We start from the raw sequence: 22,176 nt of genomic DNA on the forward strand, positions 1-22,176 counted from the left end.
TTGTTTACTATTGATAATAGTTTTCATTCTCAATTGAGATTAGCGTAAAAGGAGGCGTTCTTGATGAAGAAAACTATGGTCATTTTAAGCATCATAGTATTAACTTTAACTTTATCTGCATGTACAAAAGATAAGGAAGAATCAACATCATCTGACTTGCAAAAAAAGGAAAGTGAAGAACAGACAACAAAAATTACTTATTTAAATAATCACTACAGCGTTCCAGTAAAACCAGAGAAAATTCTCTTTTTAAATGCCTTTGAATCCATTGAGGATGCTGTGATTTTGGGCATAGAACCCTATGCAGCAAGTGCAATTGGTAGTGATGAGGAGCCATTCCCCAGTTTTTTTGGCGACGTTACGGCGAATACAATTCCTTTATTAACAACGAGTGGGGACAGTTTGGAGTACGTTTTGCAACTTGCACCAGATTTAATTATCAGTACAGATATGGAAGATCCAAAAGTTTTAGAACAGTTAGAGAAAATCGCACCAGTAATTCCAACTTCTCATTATGGACCAGATTGGCAGGAGAATCTTGAAATGCTAGCTGAGATTACTGGAAAGGCTGAAAAAGCAAAAACACTTATTGATCAATACCATCAGGATAAGCAAAATGCTATCCATTATCTCGACTCATTCCAAGACAAGGATATAGTAGCCATACGTATTCGAGGTGGCGAAATGATGATTTACCCTAAAGACGTATTTCTCAATGATGTACTATACGGTGAATTGAATCTCCCTGTGCCAGAAGCTATTAACAAGGTGAATCAGCAAACCGTTATTACTTTGGAGGGCCTCTATCAAGCCAATCCAGATTATATTTTTATTCAGTATGATCTTTATGAAAATGATATGGATGGAAGTATACTTGAGGAGCTTCAACAAAGCCCAGTTTGGAAAGGATTAAAGGCAGTCGAAAGCAATCAAGTTTTTATTAATGCCGTAGATCCATTGGTAATGGGTGGAGGGACATTGAATGGTCGAATTCGTATTTTAGAAGCAACTATGGAAGCATTAAGTAACTAAAATACGTAAAGGTGATAAGGAGCGATTGTGTGAAATTATCAGAGGAACTTGAGCAACTATTTATGTCAAAATTTGAACAAGGGCTTTTCTCAGGCAATATTTTAGTAGCGAAGGAAGGTAAACCTATTTATATAGGTACTTTTGGCTTATCAAATTACCATAGTGGCAAGAAGCTTTCCGAAAATTCCTTATTTGAGTTAGCTTCAGTAACGAAGCCTATGACAGCCATGGGCATTATGATTCTCGAGGAACAAGGGAAACTTAATTATGATGACACTATCAAGAAATGGATTCCCTCATTTCCATACGAAACCATTACTTTACGACATGCATTAACACATACATCTGGATTGCCAGATTATATGGAATTATTCGAAAGCCACTGGGATCATCATTGTATTGCGACGAATAGAGATGTACTACGTTTACTAACGGAACATAGACCACCGCTCTATTTTGACTCAGGTGAAAAGTATCAATATAGTAATACAGGTTATGTTTGCCTGGCAATGATAATTGAAAAAGTATCAGATATGTCCTATGCCATGTTCATGTTACAGCATATATTTAAACCGTCAGCAATGCAACGAACAAGGGTCATGAATCGCAGGTATCATCCTGAAGATGTTGAGGATTTTGCTTTTGGCTATATCCGTGATGAGAATAGTGCATTAATCTCCTTGCCTGACGACCTTCCAGGTTATGAGTTTGTGAACTATTTAGACGGAATCCAAGGAGATGGAATGATTCATTCAACCATAATGGACTTACTTTCGTTGGATAGAGCACTAAAAAGGGGGGATTTGCTTTGTGCATCATCTCTTGAATTGGCTATGTCCTCAATTGTGACAAAGGATGGTCAAAAGACACCATGTGGCTTTGGTTGGTTCATTGATCAATCACCAAAAACAGGGAAAAAGGTATTCCATAGTGGTGGTTGGCCAGGTTATACCACGATGTTATGCTGTTATATAGAGACTGATTACACCATTATTATCCTCAATAATGTAGAATACCATACAGAAGATAACCTGCATGAAAGCGTATCAGATTGGTTACAGCAAATTGAAACATATATATTTCATTGAATGTGATACAGATAGAAACTCAGTGGGACTTTTTCCATTGAGTTTTTTTATCTTAATTTTGTGGATAGTATGCTATAGGTCGTGATAGTTTTAGGTTAACTTCTGCTCGTCAGTGTGAAAAACTAGACGAAATGACTTTGAATGAGTCTAACAATCATGGTAATCTTGCAAGAGAGTCTTATACTATAAGCAGAAAATGAGTGAAATGCATGTCTTACGAAAATAAAATACTACAAATGAAAAAAATGCTTGGTAAAAAACCAACAGCAGCTCAACAAAAGGTAGAAGAACCAGCTTATCAAAAGCCCGCTAAGCCGAGCTATACCGAGCGCTGGGAAAAGGCGGGGCTTACGGTTGTAGAAAATGATTTTGGGATTGTGTTTAAGCGTCATGTGCAGTATCCGTTTTCTTATCAGCATGGTCATTATCAGCTACAGTCATTCTTTGATGCCTTGAAAAAATGGCAGGGTGCCGAGTTTGACCATCCTTATGCACTTGATTTACAGGAGCCTGTATTATTTTTTGATACGGAAACGACGGGCTTAAAAGGTGTTGGTACGCATATTTTTTTGCTTGGGTTTTTAGAGGTAGACGAAGAATGTTTTAAATTGACTCAATATATTCTTGCAGATCCTGCACATGAGGCAGCTTTCTTGTTTGAATCAAAGCTTTGGCAAAAATCAGCGACTGTGATTACCTACAATGGGAAAAGCTTTGATTGGCCGCAACTTGAAACGAGATGGACGCTCCATCAAAAAACATTACCAAAATTACGAGCGCAGCGACAGATTGATTTGTTGCATAGTTCGAAGCGTTTATGGAAAAATGATATGGAGCGCTTAAAATTAAAATCTGTGGAGGAAGAGAAACTTGGTTTTTCTCGTATAGGAGATATTCCAGGCCATCTTGCACCAATTATTTATTTAGATGCTGTGAAAAGTGGCATACCTGACGCTCTTATGAAGGTGCTGCTTCATAATGAGTGGGATTTACTGTCCCTCATCACACTTTATAGTCATTCAACGCAATTATTGTTTGAAGAGGAGCATGAGGAATCAGCAAAAACCTTCACCAATATTGGGAAATGGTATGGCGATTTAAAAGAAAGCACACAAAGCGTAAGGGTTTTAGAAAAGGTGACAATGCAATTTGATGCACTAGAAGCGGGGAATGCTCAATATTATTTAGCGTTACAGCATAAAAAGGGAAAACGTTATAATGAAGCTATTGACTCATTTGTAGCCTCTCTCCATTTTGTTGAACCAAGGACAAAGTTACATGCCCTTGAGCAGTTAGCCATACTTTATGAGCATCAAATGAAAGACTATGACCAGGCCCTTTATTATACGCAAGAAGGCATACGTCTTATTCAAAATCATGAGCAATGGAGAATAGAACAAAAACAAAAATGGGAAATTTCGTGGGAAAAGCGATTACACAGATTAGGAAATAAGAAATAATTTCCTGGGGAAGCGCAAGAAACGACAAGTTTAGCCTTACAATTGGTGTTTTCAGACGATATAATGTGATGAAGTATGCTATAATGTATTCGTGTATGTAGTGTGAGGAAGGGCGATGTGAATGGACATTAAATTAACGTCAAAAATGATCCTTGAAAAGGAATTTAAAAAGAACTTTAAAGGCTACAATGTAGAAGAAGTAGATTCTTTTCTTGATGAAATTATTCAAGATTATGAAACGTTTGAAAAAGCGGTGGCCCAACTACGTGAAGAAAATAGACAGTTAAAAGAAGAAATTGATAGTACCCCAAAGAGACAACCAGTTGCATCAGCAGCTGCTGGTACAACTAATTTTGATATTTTAAAACGTCTTTCTAATTTGGAAAAGCATGTATTTGGCAGCAAGCTATACGAATAATTTTTTATTAATTATATTGTATTTAACATAAAACTCTAGTATAATCTTTCGTATCATCATGAAATTCTGGTAATCGCTGCGGCGCTAGACGTCGTAGAGGAAAGTCCATGCTCACACGGTTCTGAGATGTCCGTAGTGTTCGTGCTTACTGAAAAAATAAGGTAAGGCAGCTGTTCAAGCTGACGGCGGAAGGAAAACCTAAGTCCTAGGATATGGTTGACACTTCCTGAAAGTGCCACAGTGACGAAGCTTGCTTGGAAACATGCAAGGTGGAACGAGGTAAACCCCACGAGTGAGAAACCCAAATTATGGTAGGGGCACTCTCTTGAAGGAATTGAACGGATAGAGGGACAGAGTATGCTCTGTAGATAGATGGTTACCACCTGATCGTACGAGGCGCAAGCTGTTTGAGTACTCAGGAACAAAACATGGCTTATGGAATTTTTTGATGCTTATCTACGAAATATCAAACGCTCTCCAATTCGGTGGAGAGCTTTTATTTTGAGTTCATGAGGAAAAAGTAACCTTGTTAATCAAGTCTTGGTATGCGCGATACGTTTGAAAATGGCGAATATATCGCTACCGCTTCTAAGTCATAACATCTGAAAACGGCTATCGCATCCACGTGATGTATTGCTCTTGATGGCATATTTTATCGGGTGTCTAAACACCCGTTGATCAAGATAAAGCCTCTGGCGAATGGCGCAGATTTTAGTAATTTGCAGAACATGTAAGTTCGAAAATATCTGGACACAATTAGCTGAGGCGGAATGGATTACATACCGGTTAACCTGACATAAATGCCCTTTGAGGGGGAGTATAGAGAGATAGGATGGAGCGGAAACATGAACGGAGTAAACAATTGGGAAAGTATGGATAAACTAAAGCTAATTTCTAAATATCCGACTACCTTAATACTTAAAATCTTCGAAAATGTATCTGAAGGTATCATGATTACAGATGAATTCAAAAAGATAGTAATGGTCAATCCTGCCTTTGAATTTGTTACAGGCTATACACGTGATGAGGTGGTTGGAAAAACGCCAGCCGTATTACAATCAGGTGTACATGAGTTGCCATTCTATTTAGAGATGTGGGAACAGATACGACAAGAAGGCATTTGGCAAGGTGAGATATGGAATCGTCGTAAAACTGGAGACGTATATCCTGAATGGTTAACAATTGTTTGTGTAACCAACGATGAGGGTGAGGTTACAAATTACTGTGGTATTTTCACAGATTTGTCTGAAAGAAAAATAGTAGAAAACGAATTAGAAAAGCGTTTGCTTACGGATTCATTAACAGATGTATCCAATCGTTTTGCCTATATTGAAAGAATGGATAATCTCTTAGAATCGACTTCTGCTATTTCTCATTCAGTGCAGCATGCGATCTATTTCTTAGATTTGGATCGATTTAAGCAAATTAATGATACATTAGGCCATGCTGTTGGAGATTTAATTTTGAAAGAAGTAGCAAATCGTCTAAAACAGCTACTAAAAAACAAAGACATTATTGCTAGATATGGTGGCGATGAATTCGTCATTACTTTAACCAATGTGAAAAATGTGAAAGAGGCTGCAAAATTTGCTGATCAAATTATTAGTTGTATTGAACAACCGATGATGATTAACGGTCAGGAAGTTTTTATGTCGACAAGTGTGGGTATTAGTGTTTATCCAGTAGATGGTAAAAATACAGAACAACTCATCAATTGTGCAGATCGAGCAATGACCTATTCCAAAAAGAATGAATTAAACGGCTATTCCTTTTATTTTGATGAACTACAAACAGACGCACAGCGCGTTTTATTGCTAGATTCAGAGCTAAGAAAGGCTATAGAAAACCGTGAATTTGAGCTGCATTTTCAGCCGAAGATTTCGATGGAAGATGAGCAAATTCAAGGCTTAGAGGCACTGGCTCGCTGGAATAGCGAGAGGTTAGGCTTTGTGTCACCTGCGGAGTTTATTTCCTATGCGGAGGATACGGGTTTAATCATTCCGTTAAGTGAGCTTATTATTGAAAAAGCATGTGAGGCAGTTATTCAAATGCAGCAACAGGGTTGGAAAATACCTGTTGCCATTAATATATCGAGTATACACTTTAAACAGCAGAATTTTTTAGAATCGATACAAGCCATATTAGAGCGCTATAATATGCCAGCTAATAATTTTGAAATAGAAGTGACGGAGCGAACGGTGATGAACAGTGCGAACGAGACGGTTAGTAAATTGGTTCGTTTGAAACAATTAGGCTTTAAAATCTCAATCGACGATTTTGGGACAGGCTATTCATCCCTAAGCTATTTAGTTCGCTTTCCATTAGATTGTTTAAAAATTGATCGAAGCTTTATTCAGCATATTGGCTCACTCGATGAAAAACAGGCAGTTGTAGATGCGATTATTCAAATGTCCCATCGCCTAAAAATGAAAGTTGTTGCTGAGGGTGTAGAACAGGCACAACAAGTGGATATACTACGTAAAATGAACTGTGATATTATCCAGGGCTATTATTACAGCAAACCATTACCATTAAACGATCTCATTGAGTTTATGGAGTTTTGGGAAATTGAGCATCAAGGAAGGAAATAAGTTATGGCAAACTATCAATTAGTAGCTACGTCAGCAATGGGCTTAGAGTCTATTGTGGCCCAAGAAGTAAAAGCTCTTGGCTATGAAACAACTGTTGAAAATGGCAAAGTATATTTTGAGGGCGATGAAACGGCTATCGCACGCACCAATTTATGGTTGCGTGTAGCGGATCGTGTCAAGATAGTCGTTGGACAATTCCCAGCAAAATCTTTTGAGCAATTATTCGAAAGTGTCAAAGCATTACCATGGGAAAAATATTTACCTGTGGATGCGGCTTTTCCGGTTTCAGGGAAATCTGTAAAATCGAAATTATTTAGTGTACCAGATTGCCAAGCAATTACCAAAAAAGCAATCGTTGAACGAATGAAACAGCATTATAAACGACTTGGCTTTTTAGATGAATCGGGTGCGACTTACAAAATTGAGGTTTCGATTTTAAAAGATGTGGCGACACTGACTATTGATACATCTGGCGCAGGCTTACATAAGCGTGGCTATCGTCAGGCACAAGGGGAGGCACCGTTAAAGGAAACGTTAGCGGCGGCACTTGTGCAAATTTCGAAGTGGAATCCAAATCGTCCGTTCGTTGACCCATTCTGTGGCTCTGGTACTATTACACTTGAAGCGGCAATGTTTGGACAAAATATTGCACCAGGGTATAACCGTGAATTTATTTCTGAGGATTGGCCTTGGATGAAAGCGGCCATCTGGGATCAAGTCCGTGATGAAGCGGAAAGTTTAGCCAATTATGATCAGCCATTAGAAATTATTGGTTCTGATATTGACCATCGTATGGTCAGCATTGCACAAGAAAACGCAATAGAAGCGGGCTTTGGTGAGTTAATCACGTTTAAGCAAATGCAAGCACGCGATTTTACAACACAGTTAACGGATGGTGTCATGATTGGGAACCCACCATATGGAGAACGTATTGGTGATGTAGAAGTCGTGGAGCAGGTAATCCGTGATGTCGGGAAAGTCATGAAAAACTATCCATCTTGGTCTGTGTATATGCTATCCTCCATGAAAAATTTTGAAGAATTATATGGACGCCAAGCGACGAAGAAACGAAAATTATTTAATGGTTTTATTGAAACAAATTATTATCAGTTCTGGGGTCAAAAGTCTAAAAGAGATTAACGAATAGTAACGGAAGATAAGATCTTTTCTTATCTTCCGTTTCGTCGCGTATAATAGCACCAGATAGTTAGAGGGGGAACATCAATTGCGTAAATCTTTACCATTTGCATTATCAAAGGACCGTTCATTTTTTGAATCATTAGGTGATTGGATGGGCGATGTCCTTTATGATGAATTACCTGAAAAAGGCTTTGAATGCCGTGATGAGCAAATTTTTATGGCTTATCAAATAGAGCAAGCACTGAAAGAAAAAAATATCCTCTTTGCAGAGGCAGGCGTAGGAACTGGGAAAACAATCGCTTATTTATTACCAGCCATCTCTTATGCACGCTACACAGGGAAGCCTGCGCTAATTGCTTGTGCAGATGAAACATTAATCGACCAACTCGTGAAAGAGGGGGGCGATATTTATAAACTCCAAAAAACGTTAGGGCTCGATATAGATGTTCGTCTTGCAAAATCGAGAGACCAATATTTATGCTTAAAACGCTTTGAGGAAGCAGAAAAAGTGGAGACTGATGAATGGATTGATGATATTGCCTTTTCCATCCCTGATGGTGTCTATGCACAAGGCTCTATGATTGCTTTACAGCCATATGGAGAACGTAGTGACTATCCAACGGTTAGTGATGAGGATTGGCAAAAAGTGAATTACAATGCCATTATGCAATGTTCTGTTTGTGAGCTGCGTAATCGCTGTGGGCAAACGTTGCATCGCTCCCATTATCGTAAATCAACAGATCTTGTCATTTGTTCTCAGGATTTTTTAATGGAGCATTTGGCTACAAAGGAATCTCGTGAGCGTGAAGGTCAGCTTGCTTTACTGCCAGAGGTATCGATGATTGTGTTAGATGAAGGGCATTTATTGGAATATGCTGCGCAAAAGGCAATGACATATAAAGTTCAGGCAACTACCATCGTACAATTATTAGAGCGATTGATGGTAGATGGGGTACGCGAGCGTACACTGTATGCGATGGAAAAATTACAGGATGATCATGAGCTATTTTTTGATCAGCTTCGTGATGATATCGTTGCTTCAAATGAGGATCGTAAACGTATAAACAAATCGAAAGCATTGCTTGCTTATGGGAAGCAGCTAATAAATGATGTTGAAGTTTTGATGGAAGAATTCGTCTTTGAATCAGAAATGTATATGATTCCTGAATATGAGTTAAATATGGCGGAAGAATACTTAGAACAATATGAGGCTTCCTTACGTATTTTCATAGCACAGGGAGATGCGGTGGATTGGTTAGAGGAAACAGATGGCGAGGAAACGCTTGTCATTATGCCTCGTTTAATCACAGAAGTTTTAGCAGAAAAATTATTCTCTAAAAAGCTTCCAATCGTCTTTTCTTCTGCCACATTATCGGTCAATAAGGACTTTTCTTACATTGCCTACAGTTTAGGTATTCGCGATTACCAATCATTTTCTGTGCCTTCTCCATTCGACTATGAAGAAGTGATGAAAATTTATTTACATGAGCTTACGCAACGTGACAAAACAGCGCGTGTTCAGCAATTGCTGCGTGATGGCGAGCAAACATTGATTTTATTTAAATCAAAGCAAGCCATGCTAAACTTTAAGGCAGAATTGCCGATTATGGAGCGTATGTATGTAGCATTTGAAGGAGATCGAGAGCTATCGGCCATTGTTCGAGATTTCCAGCAGGGGACTATTAAAACATTATGCTCCTATCATTTATGGGAAGGCTTAGATTTACCTGAGGAAGCCTTAACATGTGTGATTATTTATGATTTACCATTTCCTCCACAGGATCCATTATTTGATGCGAAACGTACGTTTGCTGAAAATCCATTTGAAGAAGTGGAACTACCTTTCATGCAACTACGCTTGCAGCAAGGGATGGGTCGCTTAATCCGTACATCTAATGACCATGGAGATATTCATATTTTATTAAATGAAGAAGAACAAAAACAACGTGCAGCCTTTGAAAATATAGTAGCGGTTGTACCAGAAATAAAATAGAAAGAAGCGAGTTTGCCATAAAGGTAAGCTCGCTTTTTTAATATATTAAAATAACATTATGGGTATGGATATAATGTGGTGGTTTAAAAAACTGTTGAATATTTCTCTTTTAAGCTATATAGTTCTTTGTAATGCAACGAAATTTGGTGAAAGAAAATATTTTTTGTATTGAAAATAATTTCACAAAAGGTTTATAATAATGACAAGAATTTTTAAGAATAGTCAAATTGCTTGCTGACTATTCCTTGATAGGGGGCTTAAACCTGTCGAACATTCAATCATTGTGTAGAAAATATACAAATCTATCGGCAACGGATATTGACAAGTTAATAGAAATTGAAGCTACGCTAACATATTATGCTGAGTTGACTGATTGTTATATGTTCATAGATTGCCTGCTGGAAAATTTACCGCATGCAATTGTTGTGGCAGAGGCATTCCCGAAAAAGGAAATTGGTTTATATGAAAAATCAGTTATCGGAAAATTCGTATTTGAAAGTTTTGAACCAGCTGTATTTGCTGCATTCAAACATCAAGAAAAATCTTCTATTTCCAGAGCGATTACGCAGGAAGGGATTACGGTAGAGCAAAATGTGATGCCTATTTTTAATGAGCAACAGCAAGTGATTGCTGTGTTGATTCAGGAAAAAATGGTGAAGATGCAAACGACACCGAAAGATGATTTTCAAAATATGCCTTTTGCTTTAATTGAGCATATTGTAGAACCGAATCCGCAACCGATACCCGTAGTTTCTGATTTACTTGTAGAGTCCATAATTCTCACCAATCATGAAAATAAAGTGATTTATAGCAATCCTGCTGGCTATCATTTTATTTCTGAGCTATCGGGATTAGAGAACTTTGACAATGTTGCATTGGATAAAATTTTACCTTTTTTACAAGAAGTCTATGATAAAGGCGATGATGTCTTTTTCTTAGAAATTACAATTGATCGTAAATCCTTTATTGTAAAGAAAATTCCGATTCGCAGTCAAAACGAGAAGGTCACTCTACTCATTATTCATGATCTAACAGAGCTTAAGCTGAAAGAAAATGAGTTAATGATGAAAACCTTTGCGATACGAGAAATTCACCACCGCGTGAAAAATAATCTTCAGACAGTGACAAGCTTATTACGCCTGCAAATGCGCAATGATCGGTCTGCTGCGAATGCAAGTGCTTTTCAGGAGGCATTAAATCGAATATATAGTATTTCATCTGTTTATGAGCTTATTTTAGAAAATGAAGATAACGCTGAAGAAAAAGTAGATGTTATCGCGTTAGCTAAAAAAATTGGTCATAAAATGATTGATACGTCCAATACAGCAACTATTCAACTAGCCTTTCAACATGATAATTTGCAGCTATTCTGTCATTCAAAAAAAGCGGTATCTCTCGCACTCATTATTTGCGAGCTCCTGCAAAATGCATTAAAGTATGCTTTTATCGGTCGTGATGAAGGAACCATTGATATTCAATTCATTCAGGAAGAGTCTACTATTTCACTCCATATTTCTGACAACGGCGTTGGAATGCAAGAGGTGAAGGCATCTTTTGGGATGGAGATTATCACAAGGCTTGTAGAGTATGATTTAGCTGGCTCATTTTCAATTATCCCTAGTGAAGAAGGTACACATACTCAAATTCAGTTTCCTGTAAGTGAGGAGGTATTTATCGTAAATGACTAGGAAAGTTATGATTGTCGAAGATGAATCACTGATTGCGATTGATTTGAAGTTTATGTTAGAAGACAATGGCTACGAAGTAGTAGCACAGGCGAGTAATGGGGAAACAGCCATTGAATTAGCCTTTTTACATAAACCGCAATTAATCTTAATGGACATTAAAATGCCTAAACTTGATGGGTTGAAGGCAAGTAAAATTATTGAACAACAGCTTGGTATACCCGTTCTTTTCATCTCGGCATACAGTGAAAAAGAATTGTTGCTATACATGAAGCAAGACAATATATTAGGCTATGTCATGAAACCGTTTTCTGAGAAAAATGTGTTGCCTGTGTTAGAGGTTGCTTTTCATCAAATTGATAAATTTAACCGACTCAATGGCGAGATCTTACATAAGCAAACACAATTGGAAAAACGAAAAATCATTGAACGAGCAAAGGGTTTGCTCATGCAGGCTGAAAACATTAGTGAGGACGAGGCTTACCGTAAGATTCGCAATGAAAGCATGCAAACACAACAGGAAATGGTACACATTGCACAGCAAATTATAAACACCTTACAAGTCAATAGTTGAAGCAAAGGCGCTTTAAAGAGATTTCTTCTTTAAAGTGCCTTTTTTTATATAAATTTAATAATGAAAAAGGGGTGATGAGTAAGATGGCAATGATAGGAACGATTATCGTTTATATTATTATGATTTGTGCTGTTTTAGGGGCAATCGGGGCTATCCGAGATGCTGAGTATGGGATTGGGAAAGAATTTATGAATGGGATTCATACCGTTGGGCATATTTTTGTCCCAGCAGCAGGGATCATGGCAGCTATACCTTACTTAACATGGTTTATTAGTCATTTTATTAGTCCGATTTTTGAGTTAATTGGTGCAGATCCTGCGATTGCAGCGACGACGATTTTAGCCTCGGACATGGGTGGTTACCAATTAGCCAATGCGTTAAAGGAGTCTTATGAGGGATGGGTAATGGCTCTTGTTGTTGGCTTTATGTCAGGTGCTACCATTGTATTCTCAATTCCAATGGGTCTTGCGATGTTAGATAAGCGTGATCATAAATATATGGCGCTAGGTATTATGGCTGGCGTATTAACAATTCCGATTGGTGCATTTATTTCTTCGATCATGATCGTGCTATTTAACACAGAAGTACGTGAAGTTATTAGTACAACAGAGGCACCTACATATGTGTTTGCCATTTCTGTTTTACAAATATTAATTAATTTACTACCGTTATTCATTTTCGTTATTTTAATCGCACTAGGCTTAAAGCTTATTCCGAACGGTATGATTGCAGGCTTCATGATATTCGGACGCGTGATGGATGCGGGGATTAAATTAGTGTTAGTGTTCTCGATTGTAGAGATTTTTACAGGTATTTTTACAAAGATATTTGGTGCGTGGGGCTTCGATCCAATCATGGCTGATGAAATCGACCAATTCCGTGCATTAGAAACAGCTGGTTATATTGGAATTATGCTAGCGGGTGCGTTCCCAATGGTGTATTTAATTCGAAAATATGCTTCCAAACCACTTGAAGCGGCTGGTAAAAAATTAGGTTTATCATCTGTAGGAAGTGCGGGGATTTTAGCAACAATTGCTAATATTTTGGCGATGTTTACACTGATTCGCCATATGCCACCGAAGGATAAAGTAATTAACATCGCGTTTGGTGTATGTTCAGCCTTTTTATTAGGCGATCACTTATCATTCACAGCTAACTTCCAGCCAACCATTATTTTACCTGTAATCGCTGGGAAGTTTTTAGCTGGTGTTATTGCGATTATTTTAGCTTATAAGCTTTCTGTACCAACTGCATTAAGGCTGGAAATTGAGGATCGCAAGGCAGGCATTATTAAAGAAGGCGAATATTTAACAGATCAAAAATCTTAATTGATTAAAAAGTGAGGTGATGACGTGTGAGTGAAGAGAAAAAAAGATTTATTCAGGAGTTTGTGCCGGGTAAACAGCTAACATTGAGTCACCTTATAGCCAATCCTGATCCCGATATGTTTCAAAAGCTGGGTATCCAAGAATCGGGCGCACTGGGCATTATGACGTGTACCCCAAGTGAAACGGTGATTATCGCAGGAGATTTAGCGACAAAGGCTGCCAATGTCAGACTAGGATTTTTAGATCGTTTTACAGGTAGTCTCGTTATTGTTGGTAGTGTATCAGAGGTGGAAATGGCGATGTTAGAAATTAATCGTTTTTTATCTGAGGTATTAGGTTATACACCATCAAAAATAACAAAATCATAGGATGTGTCATATGAAAAATCGAGTAATGATAATAGGCGGTGTGCAGGCAGGAAAGTCAACATTGATGAATATGTTGTTGGGTAAAGAAAGCAGTGCCAATAAAACACAAGCACTCGTTTATGATGACTGGATTGTTGATACACCAGGTGAATATGTTGAAAATCCAATGTATTACAGGAATATTATGGCAACATCATTGGAAGTAACCCATGTCATTTACTTGCAGGATGCCACCTCTGCAAGAAGTGTGTTCCCTCCGCAATTTAGCTTAGGGATTCCTAAAATACAGATTGGTGTTATTACCAAGATAGATGCCCCTAATGCCAATATGGAAAGGGCTATAGCCTTATTAAAAAATGTGATGACACATGGGCCCATCGTGAAAACCTCTTCCTGGCAAAAGTTAGGCATCGAGTTGATTGAACCATTGATTCAACTTACGACACAGGAAGAAATTCGTCAATTCGTCAAGGATCGCGATAGTCCGTATCTCATGTATTGCTCACAGTAGCGAGAGGGAGGTATAGGGTGAAAACTGAAAAAATATTTAGTGCAGGCATTGATATTGGGACAAGTACTACCAAAATGGTGGTCAGTAGTTTTCTGTTAAAGAATGTGGCTGGTGTGACACATGTGCCAAGGATTGAAATTATTGAGAAAACGGTGTTACATCAAAGTCCAATCATTAAAACACCTTTTATCAATCGAGACATCATCGATATGAAAAAAATTGAAGAATTTATTTTTCAGCAATATCAATTAGCACAAATCGCACCAACTGACATTTCAACAGGTGCCATTATTATTACAGGCGAATCGGCCACGAAGGAAAATGCAAGCGAGGTTGTCCATACCATTGCCGATGGTGCAGGTCATTTTTTAGTTGCTACCGCTGGTCCTGATTTAGAGGCCATCATTGCTGCTAAAGGGGCTGGTACCCTACAGCAATCAAAGAATTCAGCTAAGGTGATTGCCAATATTGATATTGGCGGAGGAACTGCCAATATTGCTGTGATGCAGTTTGGAGAAGTTATTGGTACATGTACCTTACATGTTGGTGGTAGATTGATTGAATTTAAGGATGGGAGGGTTCAATCAATTTCTCCGCCACTCATGCGACTAATGGAACAATGGGCTAATCCGTTAGCTGTCGGTGATGCGGCCGATGATGCTCGTGTTTCACAATGTATTGACGAAATGGTTGGAACACTTGCCATGATTCTTAGTGGACAGTGTACCGATGGAGAGCATCCATTATTACTAGGGCATTTACCGAACTGGCATAAACCAGTGGATGCCATCGTCTTTTCTGGTGGTGTAGCTTCCTGTATTTATGAAAATGAATGTACTCAGCGCCAATATGATGATATAGGCGAAAAATTAGCGAAAATGCTTATACAACATGAGCAACTACAATCGTTTTTATGGCTACGACCAGAAGAAACAGCACGTGCAACAGTCACTGGAGCAGGTACACAAACAACTGAAATTAGCGGGGCAACCATTCAGGTAGATGCCGAGGTGTTACCACTAAAAAATGTACCTGTTTTCAACTGCCATATGGAGTCAGCGAAAGATTTTAATACTACGGTGAAGACAGCCGTAGAACGAGCAGATGATTTATTTTCCATCCAGGATAATCGTTCGCCTTTCGCACTCTATTTTAGCGAATTGCCGTATTTAAGCTTTCAGGATGTACATGCATTGTGCCAGGCTATTTTGCAACATTTGGCGACAAGATGTTCCAAGGACATACCAATTATCATAGTCATTCAATCAGATTACGCAAAGATTATTGGACAGACCATACAAGCCATTCATGCGACAGTACCAATTATTTGCATCGATCAAATTAAAGTGGAGACGGGCGATTATATCGACATTGGAGAGGCTCTGCCATCTGGCGTTGTTCCTGTTGTGGTGAAGACCCTTGCCTTCCACTCAAAGTAAGGAGGATGAATGTGAATCTATCGGTGATATTTGGTGGAGAAAAATATAATTTTAAATCATTAAAAGATGTAATGGCTAAGGCCAATGAAGAAAAATCAGGCGATCGGCTAGCTGGTATTGCAGCTGAGACGGTTCAACAACGAATCGCAGCTAAAGCTGTATTAAGTGGGCTTTTAGTCAAAGATATCCGAGAAAATCCATTAGTGCCGCAGGAAAATGATGAGGTTTCACGCATTATTGAGGGCGATATTAATGAGCAAATCTATGGAGAAATCAAAAACTGGAGCATCGAGCAGCTGCGTGAATATATTTTATCGAATGACACAGGGGATCGTGAATTAAAGCGATTAAGCAAAGGGATGAATTCAGAAATTATTGCTGCTGTCACAAAGCTCATGTCAAATCTAGATCTTGTTCATGCAGCCAATAAAGTAGAAATACTGTCAACGTGTAATATTACCATTGGGCAAAAAGGGACACTGTCCTCTCGCCTACAGCCAAACCATCCAACAGACAATATTGATGGCATCATCGCCTCACTAAAAGAAGGACTGTCTTATGGTATTGGAGATGCTGTTATCGGTATTAATCCTGTAGATGATTCAGTTGAAAGTGTCAAAAAGGTACTTACGGCTACAAAAGAATTTATCAATGACTGGTCCATCCCTACACAAAACTGTGTCCTAGCTCATATCACAACACAGATGAAAGCAATTAAGCAAGGCGCACCAGCAGATATGATTTTCCAAAGTATTGCTGGGACGGAAATTGCCAACCGTTCGTTCGGTATTTCTGCGGATTTAATAAGAGAAGCAGAGGAGCTCATTAAAAAGCAAGGAACGGGTACTGGCCCAAATTTATTCTACTTTGAAACGGGCCAAGGCTCAGAGCTATCGGCAGAGGCTCATATGGACATTGACCAAGTAACACTCGAATCTCGCAATTATGGATTTGCAAGACATTTTAATCCTTACATTGTGAACACAGTAGTGGGCTTTATCGGTCCAGAGTATTTATACAATAATAAACAGGTTATTCGAGCAGGTCTAGAAGATCATTTCATGGGCAAAATGCACGGTATTCCAATGGGTGTAGATATTTGTTATACCAACCATATTAAGGCGGACCAAAATGATGTTGAAGATTTAAGTGTGCTACTAACAGCAGCTGGCGTTAACTTTATTATTGCTGCGCCGATGGGTGATGATGTTATGCTCAACTATCAATCAATGAGCTTCCATGATGTGGCTACATTACTCCAAACATTTGGTAAAAAACCAGCACCAGAATATTTAGCATGGTTAGAGAAAATGGGCATTTATGAAAATGGTCGACTTTCAGCAAGAGCTGGCGATTTATCCATTTTTGAAAGGTAGGTGAGTCCAGTGAATGATCAATTAGTCTCTATGATTACACAGCTTGTTATGGAAAAGATGGAGAAAAGCACCGAGAGCCAAGTGCCTGAAACGGTAGCTACTCCAACAGAACAACCTCTTATTACGTTTTATGATACAGCAGCACATCAGGCAACAGAAACAACAACATCAAGAGCAACATCGCAGGAGCCATTAATTCAGCTGTATCAGCATGGAGCTCCACAGCAGGCGACGGTAGCTCCTACTGCTACTTTCGAACAACCCATCAATGTAGCTGTGTCGATTAAGCCTTTTCAGTTTGAGGCAGATACGTTAACGGATAGTGTACAAGCCGCTAAAAAACATACACCTGCTCGAATTGGCGTTGGAAGAGCGGGGACAAGACCAAAAACAAAAACTTGGTTAAAATTCCGACTCGATCATGCTGCTGCAGTGGATGCCGTGTATGGTGAAGTGTCCGAGGGTCTTTTACAAAAGCTTGATGTCTTTCAGGTCACAACGAAAGTCACGGATAAAGAGGAATACATTACAAGACCTGACTTAGGTCGTCGTCTATCAGACGAATCAAAAGCGTTAATTCAGCAAAAATGTAAGCCGCAACCAAAAGTACAGATTATTATTTCGAATGGCTTAAGTGCTAGTGCGATTGAGGAAAATGTGCAAGATGTGTACTTAGCCCTTCAGCAAAGTCTTAGCAATTTAAATATTGATATCGGCACAACTTTCTATATTGATAAAGGGCGTGTTGCTTTAATGGATGAAATTGGTGAGCTGCTACAGGCAGAAGTGATTGTTTATCTCATTGGTGAACGTCCAGGGCTTGTATCTGCTGAATCGATGAGTGCGTATCTATGCTACAAGCCAAGAATCGGTACAGTGGAAGCGGAGCGTATGGTGATATCAAATATCCATAAAGGTGGTATCCCACCATTAGAAGCAGGTGCTTATCTAGGAACCATTGTAGAAAAAATCTTGCATTATCAGGCAAGTGGTGTAGAGCTTGTCGCAAAAGAAGGTTAGGGGGCTGAACCATGAATCCTCAAAAAATTATGGCGCAAATTTTAGCGATGCAAACCATTCCAAGAGTGAACAGTGAACTAGCAGAGCAGTTAGATTTGAAGCCATATCAACACAGCATTGGACTTGTCACACTGACAATCGACGATGTGGGTTATGTTGCCTTAGACGAGGCAACAAAAAAGGCAGATGTCGATGTTGTCTATGCGAAAAGTTTTTATGCGGGAGCGGCTCATGCATCTGGCCCATTGTCAGGTGAAGTAATTGGCATCATTGCGGGAAGCTCACCTGATGAAATTCGTAGTGGACTTGATGCCATTCAACAAAAAATTGAATTTGATACGTACTTTGAAGCCATTAATCATAATGACAATCACGCCCTGTTTGCCCATACCGTGGCAAGCTGTGGTACGTATCTTGCCGAGCTTGCAGATGTAAAGGTTGGCACACCACTTGCTTATTTAATCGCACCGCCATTAGAGGCAATGATTGGATTAGATGCAGCATTAAAAGCGGCAGATGTGGAGTTAAAGGTTTTCTTTGGTCCTCCGTCTGAAACCAATTTTGGTGGCGGCTTATTAAGTGGTAGTCAATCGTCATGTGAGGCTGCGGCGAATGCTTTCAGAGAAGCTATTGAAAATGTAGCTAGAAATCCAGTGATCTAGAAAGGAGGCGGCTTTATGGCCACATTAGACAAAGACTTATTAGCGATTCAGGAAATGAGAGATGCTGTAAAACATGCTAATACAGCACAGGCTGCCTACATGCAATTTTCACAGCAACAAGTAGACAACATTGTGAAGGCTGTTGCGGATGCTGCCTTTAAGGAAGCAGACCGTTTAGCAAAAATGGCGGTGCAAGAAACAGGGATGGGTATTCCCAACCATAAAAAGATGAAAAATGAAGTGGCTTCAAGAGATGTCTATGAGGATATCAAAGACTTAAAAACGGTTGGCATTGTGGGCTATGACCGCATGAAAAAAGTAGCCGAAATCGCTAGTCCTTTTGGCGTCATCGCAGGTATAGTGCCAACGACGAATCCAACCTCTACAGCCATCTTTAAAACACTTATTTCTTTAAAAACAAGAAATGGCTTAGTACTTAGTCCACATCCATATGCCGTGAAATGTACGAAAGAGGCTTTAGATATTTGTCGAGTAGCTGCTGAAAAAGCAGGTGCACCAGAAGGTTTACTGCAATGTTTAACGATGTCTTCTATGGAGGCAACACAGCAGCTAATGAAGCATCCTGACATTCATTTAATTTTAGCGACTGGTGGCGGTGCATTGGTGAAGGCAGCGTATAGCTCTGGCAAACCTGCTTATGGTGTAGGGCCAGGGAATGTACCAGCTTACATCGAAAAATCGGCTAATCTTCAAAAATCTGTACGTCAATTAGTGCAAAGCAAATCGTTCGATAATGGCACAATCTGTGCAACAGAGCAAGCCATTATTGTGGATAAGGCGATTGCAGAGCAAGTGCAGACAGAATTAAAGAAAAATGGTGCTTATTTATTAAATGCTGAAGAAAAGGCTAAGATGGAGAAATTGATTTCGCCTGTTCCTGGAAAAGTAAATCCACAGATTGTCGGCAAATCAGCTACTTGCTTAGCAGATTCTGTTGGCATTACGGTACCAGACGATACAAAAGTACTCGTTGGATTGGAAACGATGATCGGTAAAAATATTCCGTTTGCTCTTGAAAAATTGTCACCAATCTTTGCCCTTTATGTAGTAGAAAACAGTACAGAAGCAAAGCAAGTCATGATTGACCTGTTAAATATTGGTGGACGCGGACACACATGCTCTATTCACACAGAAAATGCAGCATTAGCAGAGCAATTCTCCGTTGAATTACCAGTATCACGCATTGTGGTCAATACATTATCATCTATCGGTGCAGTAGGTGGCACAACGGGGCTAGCCCCATCCTTTACATTAGGCTGCGGTACATTTGGCGGCAATATTACGTCAGATAATATAACAGCAAGACATCTATTAAATATTAAACGTATGGCGTACGGTATTAAAGATGTTGAAGTGCCAAAACCAGAATTTGAAGTACTGTCCGTTGTCGAGTCGGTTGTAGCACAAGAACCTTCTTTAGATACGACAATGGTTCAGCAAATTGTCGATCAAGTATTAAAACAAATCACATTACAAAATAAATAATTTGGAGGAATGACAAATGAGTACAGCATTAGGAATGGTAGAAACAAAAGGTTTAGTAGGAGCAATTGAAGCAGCGGACGCAATGGTAAAGGCAGCAAGTGTTAATTTAGTAGGCAAAGTACATGTTGGTGGCGGTATCGTGACAGTTCTTGTACGCGGAGATGTGGGTGCGGTGAAAGCAGCAACAGATGCAGGTGCAGCAGCAGCACAACGTGTAGGAGAACTATTATCTGTGCATGTAATCCCACGTCCACACCACGAATTAGAAATGATTTTACCAAAAGCAGAAGCATAATTTATCTTCTTTCAGTAGGAGACGCTTATTGCTATAGATGGTGTGAGATAAATGCCAATATAGCTTCCATTTACAAAACACGTACTGGATAAGAAGCCATTATGCCAAGACGTAATGGATCAGCATGAGAGCTGACCTAACCGTAGGAAAGCTCTTATCTTGTCCAAGTCAAAACAATTTATGAAATATAGAGGTGGCTAACGTGATAACAGCGACAAAAACATTTCCAGTGGCCATTTCGGCTCGTCATATCCATCTTAGTGAAGCGGATTTACAAGCACTTTTTGGTCCAAATGCAACGTTAACAAAGGATTTTGACTTATCACAGCCAGGGCAATTTGCTGCCAAGGAGCGTGTCTCAATCGAAGGGCCAAAGGGCATTATTCATAATGTCCGTGTCCTTGGACCTGTAAGACCAGCAACCCAAGTGGAAGTCAGCCGCACAGATGCGATGAAGCTTGGGGTTACCCCTCCTTTAAGGCAATCAGGAAATATTGAAAACTCGGCAGGCATTAAAATACTTTATCAAGACAAAGTGTTGGAGATACAGCAGGGGGTCATTATTGCACAGGCACACATCCATATGACAGAAAAAGATGCCAAAGAATTGGAAGTACACAATAATGAATTGGTTTCAGTGGAAGTCATCAGTGATCGACCTGTCACTTTCCGTGGTGTCGTTGTACGTGTTTCAAATGACTTTAGTTTAGAGATGCACATTGATACAGATGAAGCAAATGCAGGCTTTATCGAACAACAAGCACAAGGTAGATTAGTAAAAGTATCATCGTAAGGAGGAGGCAAGATGCAAGAAAATTTAGTGCAAAAAATTGTGGAAGAAGTTCTGCAACAAGTTTTAAAAAATCAATCTTCCTCTCCACATGACGGTAAAATTCCCGTTGGCGTATCCGCTCGCCATGTCCATCTTGCACAAGCAGAGGTGGAGCAACTTTTTGGTGAGAATTATGAGCTTACACCAAAGTTTGAGCTTTCACAGCCAGGACAATTTGCTGCGGAGGAAACCGTTGTCATCGCTGGTCCCAAAGGATCGATTGAGCGAGTTCGTATTCTGGGCCCAGCTCGCTCCTTGTCTCAAGTGGAAGTAAGCTGGACAGATGCAATGAAAATAGGATTGAAGCCCCCGTTAAGAGTTTCGGGTGATATTCAAGGCTCTAGCCCTGTTACATTGATTGGTCCAAAGGGGAGTGTTGTGTTAAATGAAGGACTCATTGTAGCACAGGCACATATCCATATGTCCCCTGCGGATAGTGCGAGATTCAATGTAGTAGATGGACAGTCTGTACAAATCAAGGTAGGGGGTATTCGCCCCATTATTTTATCGAATGTGATCGTCCGCGTATCAGAGCGTTATCGATTAGAAATGCATATTGATACAGATGAAGCAAATGCAGGGTTCATTCAACAAGGAACGTTTGCTGAAATGGTCCATCATCAAGTAAGCGAGCCAGCTATACCTGAGAAAGAACAGTCTCCAGCTATACAGAAAGTAGCGCAACCATCCGTCTATCATTATGACAAAAAGCTACTTTCACAAATAGAAGTGCTAGATATCGATGCACAAGAAATTGTGGTCCCAAAGAAAACGATTGTGACAGCACTGGCTTATGATAAATTACGAGAGTTAAATAAAACATTAACAATTCGTTCGGAGTAATAAGAAAATCTGTGT

The 22,176-nt window shown here is 39.3% G+C and carries 20 protein-coding genes and 1 other RNA gene; all 21 read left to right on the forward strand.

What is annotated here, in order from left to right; genetic code table 11:
* Window positions 1-63 precede the first annotated feature (63 nt).
* The 21 genes from NST76_RS07820 to NST76_RS07920 all read left to right on the forward strand — a co-directional run bounded on the left by NST76_RS07820 (window position 64) and on the right by NST76_RS07920 (window position 22,161).
* Window positions 64-1,032, forward strand: coding sequence for an ABC transporter substrate-binding protein (locus NST76_RS07820; protein ID WP_330493851.1), 969 nt, complete (start codon window positions 64-66; stop codon window positions 1,030-1,032).
* Window positions 1,033-1,061: 29 nt separating this feature from the next.
* Complete coding sequence (locus tag NST76_RS07825; RefSeq protein ID WP_342535489.1) at window positions 1,062-2,120, forward strand: serine hydrolase domain-containing protein; 1,059 nt, start codon at window positions 1,062-1,064, stop codon at window positions 2,118-2,120.
* A gap of 209 nt (window positions 2,121-2,329) precedes the next feature.
* Window positions 2,330-3,580 carry a ribonuclease H-like domain-containing protein gene (locus tag NST76_RS07830; protein WP_342544917.1) on the forward strand — a complete coding sequence of 417 codons (1,251 nt, stop codon included), beginning with the start codon at window positions 2,330-2,332 and terminating at the stop codon, window positions 3,578-3,580.
* A gap of 121 nt (window positions 3,581-3,701) precedes the next feature.
* Window positions 3,702-3,998, forward strand: coding sequence for a cell division regulator GpsB (gpsB, locus tag NST76_RS07835; protein ID WP_036118417.1), 297 nt, complete (start codon window positions 3,702-3,704; stop codon window positions 3,996-3,998).
* 61 nt (window positions 3,999-4,059) lie between these two features.
* Window positions 4,060-4,439: RNase P RNA component class B (gene rnpB, locus NST76_RS07840), an RNA gene on the forward strand.
* 404 nt (window positions 4,440-4,843) lie between these two features.
* Window positions 4,844-6,589, forward strand: coding sequence for a GGDEF domain-containing phosphodiesterase (locus NST76_RS07845; protein ID WP_036118414.1), 1,746 nt, complete (start codon window positions 4,844-4,846; stop codon window positions 6,587-6,589).
* A 3-nt stretch (window positions 6,590-6,592) separates the two neighbouring features.
* A complete protein-coding gene (locus NST76_RS07850; protein ID WP_036118413.1) occupies window positions 6,593-7,729 on the forward strand; it encodes a class I SAM-dependent RNA methyltransferase in 1,137 nt (378 codons plus the stop codon).
* Window positions 7,730-7,814: 85 nt separating this feature from the next.
* Entirely contained in the window at window positions 7,815-9,722 is a 1,908-nt protein-coding gene (locus tag NST76_RS07855) for an ATP-dependent DNA helicase (RefSeq protein ID WP_342544919.1), read from the forward strand.
* A gap of 227 nt (window positions 9,723-9,949) precedes the next feature.
* A complete protein-coding gene (locus NST76_RS07860) occupies window positions 9,950-11,410 on the forward strand; it encodes a histidine kinase N-terminal domain-containing protein (protein ID WP_051891581.1) in 1,461 nt (486 codons plus the stop codon).
* Complete coding sequence (locus NST76_RS07865) at window positions 11,403-11,981, forward strand: response regulator (protein ID WP_036118407.1); 579 nt, start codon at window positions 11,403-11,405, stop codon at window positions 11,979-11,981. The genes NST76_RS07860 and NST76_RS07865 overlap by 8 nt, the downstream gene beginning before the upstream one ends.
* An 83-nt stretch (window positions 11,982-12,064) precedes the next feature.
* Entirely contained in the window at window positions 12,065-13,309 is a 1,245-nt protein-coding gene (gene eutH / locus NST76_RS07870) for an ethanolamine utilization protein EutH (protein WP_141904141.1), read from the forward strand.
* A 26-nt stretch (window positions 13,310-13,335) separates the two neighbouring features.
* Entirely contained in the window at window positions 13,336-13,677 is a 342-nt protein-coding gene (locus tag NST76_RS07875; RefSeq protein WP_036118401.1) for a BMC domain-containing protein, read from the forward strand.
* 10 nt (window positions 13,678-13,687) lie between these two features.
* Window positions 13,688-14,188, forward strand: a complete 501-nt coding sequence (locus NST76_RS07880; protein WP_342544921.1) for a EutP/PduV family microcompartment system protein — start codon at window positions 13,688-13,690, stop codon at window positions 14,186-14,188.
* 17 nt (window positions 14,189-14,205) lie between these two features.
* Window positions 14,206-15,627, forward strand: coding sequence for an ethanolamine ammonia-lyase reactivating factor EutA (locus NST76_RS07885; protein WP_036118394.1), 1,422 nt, complete (start codon window positions 14,206-14,208; stop codon window positions 15,625-15,627).
* A 5-nt stretch (window positions 15,628-15,632) separates the two neighbouring features.
* Window positions 15,633-17,003, forward strand: a complete 1,371-nt coding sequence (locus tag NST76_RS07890) for an ethanolamine ammonia-lyase subunit EutB (protein WP_342544922.1) — start codon at window positions 15,633-15,635, stop codon at window positions 17,001-17,003.
* A gap of 9 nt (window positions 17,004-17,012) precedes the next feature.
* On the forward strand, window positions 17,013-18,023 hold the full coding sequence (eutC, locus tag NST76_RS07895) for an ethanolamine ammonia-lyase subunit EutC (protein WP_330493849.1): 1,011 nt from the start codon (window positions 17,013-17,015) through the stop codon (window positions 18,021-18,023).
* 11 nt (window positions 18,024-18,034) lie between these two features.
* Window positions 18,035-18,685, forward strand: coding sequence for an ethanolamine utilization microcompartment protein EutL (gene eutL, locus NST76_RS07900; protein ID WP_036118375.1), 651 nt, complete (start codon window positions 18,035-18,037; stop codon window positions 18,683-18,685).
* A 15-nt stretch (window positions 18,686-18,700) separates the two neighbouring features.
* Window positions 18,701-20,191 (forward strand): aldehyde dehydrogenase family protein, encoded by a 1,491-nt coding sequence (locus tag NST76_RS07905; protein ID WP_271912860.1) that lies wholly within the window; start codon window positions 18,701-18,703, stop codon window positions 20,189-20,191.
* 16 nt (window positions 20,192-20,207) lie between these two features.
* Window positions 20,208-20,486, forward strand: coding sequence for a BMC domain-containing protein (locus NST76_RS07910; protein WP_004269321.1), 279 nt, complete (start codon window positions 20,208-20,210; stop codon window positions 20,484-20,486).
* A 202-nt stretch (window positions 20,487-20,688) separates the two neighbouring features.
* Window positions 20,689-21,279: a phosphate propanoyltransferase gene (locus NST76_RS07915; RefSeq protein ID WP_342544925.1), complete on the forward strand. Its 591-nt coding sequence runs from the start codon at window positions 20,689-20,691 to the stop codon at window positions 21,277-21,279.
* 12 nt (window positions 21,280-21,291) lie between these two features.
* Window positions 21,292-22,161 carry a phosphate propanoyltransferase gene (locus NST76_RS07920; RefSeq protein ID WP_036118369.1) on the forward strand — a complete coding sequence of 290 codons (870 nt, stop codon included), beginning with the start codon at window positions 21,292-21,294 and terminating at the stop codon, window positions 22,159-22,161.
* Window positions 22,162-22,176: the final 15 nt, after the last annotated feature.

This window comes from Lysinibacillus sp. FSL W7-1291, from assembly GCF_038593415.1.
GTDB lineage: Bacteria > Bacillota > Bacilli > Bacillales_A > Planococcaceae > Lysinibacillus > Lysinibacillus fusiformis_D.

Excerpts from the sequence above, each read along its gene's own strand:
- NST76_RS07910 (WP_004269321.1), top strand. The coding sequence starts at position 20,208 with ATGAGTACAGCATTAGGAATGGTAGAAACAAAAGGTTTAGTAGGAGCA.
- gpsB (WP_036118417.1), top strand. The coding sequence starts at position 3,702 with ATGGACATTAAATTAACGTCAAAAATGATCCTTGAAAAGGAATTTAAA.
- NST76_RS07905 (WP_271912860.1), top strand. The coding sequence starts at position 18,701 with ATGGCCACATTAGACAAAGACTTATTAGCGATTCAGGAAATGAGAGAT.
- NST76_RS07830 (WP_342544917.1), top strand. The coding sequence starts at position 2,330 with ATGTCTTACGAAAATAAAATACTACAAATGAAAAAAATGCTTGGTAAA.
- eutH (WP_141904141.1), top strand. The coding sequence starts at position 12,065 with ATGGCAATGATAGGAACGATTATCGTTTATATTATTATGATTTGTGCT.
- NST76_RS07890 (WP_342544922.1), top strand. The coding sequence starts at position 15,633 with ATGAATGTGAATCTATCGGTGATATTTGGTGGAGAAAAATATAATTTT.
- NST76_RS07820 (WP_330493851.1), top strand. The coding sequence starts at position 64 with ATGAAGAAAACTATGGTCATTTTAAGCATCATAGTATTAACTTTAACT.
- NST76_RS07880 (WP_342544921.1), top strand. The coding sequence starts at position 13,688 with ATGAAAAATCGAGTAATGATAATAGGCGGTGTGCAGGCAGGAAAGTCA.
- NST76_RS07920 (WP_036118369.1), top strand. The coding sequence starts at position 21,292 with ATGCAAGAAAATTTAGTGCAAAAAATTGTGGAAGAAGTTCTGCAACAA.
- NST76_RS07845 (WP_036118414.1), top strand. The coding sequence starts at position 4,844 with ATGAACGGAGTAAACAATTGGGAAAGTATGGATAAACTAAAGCTAATT.
- eutL (WP_036118375.1), top strand. The coding sequence starts at position 18,035 with ATGAATCCTCAAAAAATTATGGCGCAAATTTTAGCGATGCAAACCATT.
- NST76_RS07865 (WP_036118407.1), top strand. The coding sequence starts at position 11,403 with ATGACTAGGAAAGTTATGATTGTCGAAGATGAATCACTGATTGCGATT.
- NST76_RS07850 (WP_036118413.1), top strand. The coding sequence starts at position 6,593 with ATGGCAAACTATCAATTAGTAGCTACGTCAGCAATGGGCTTAGAGTCT.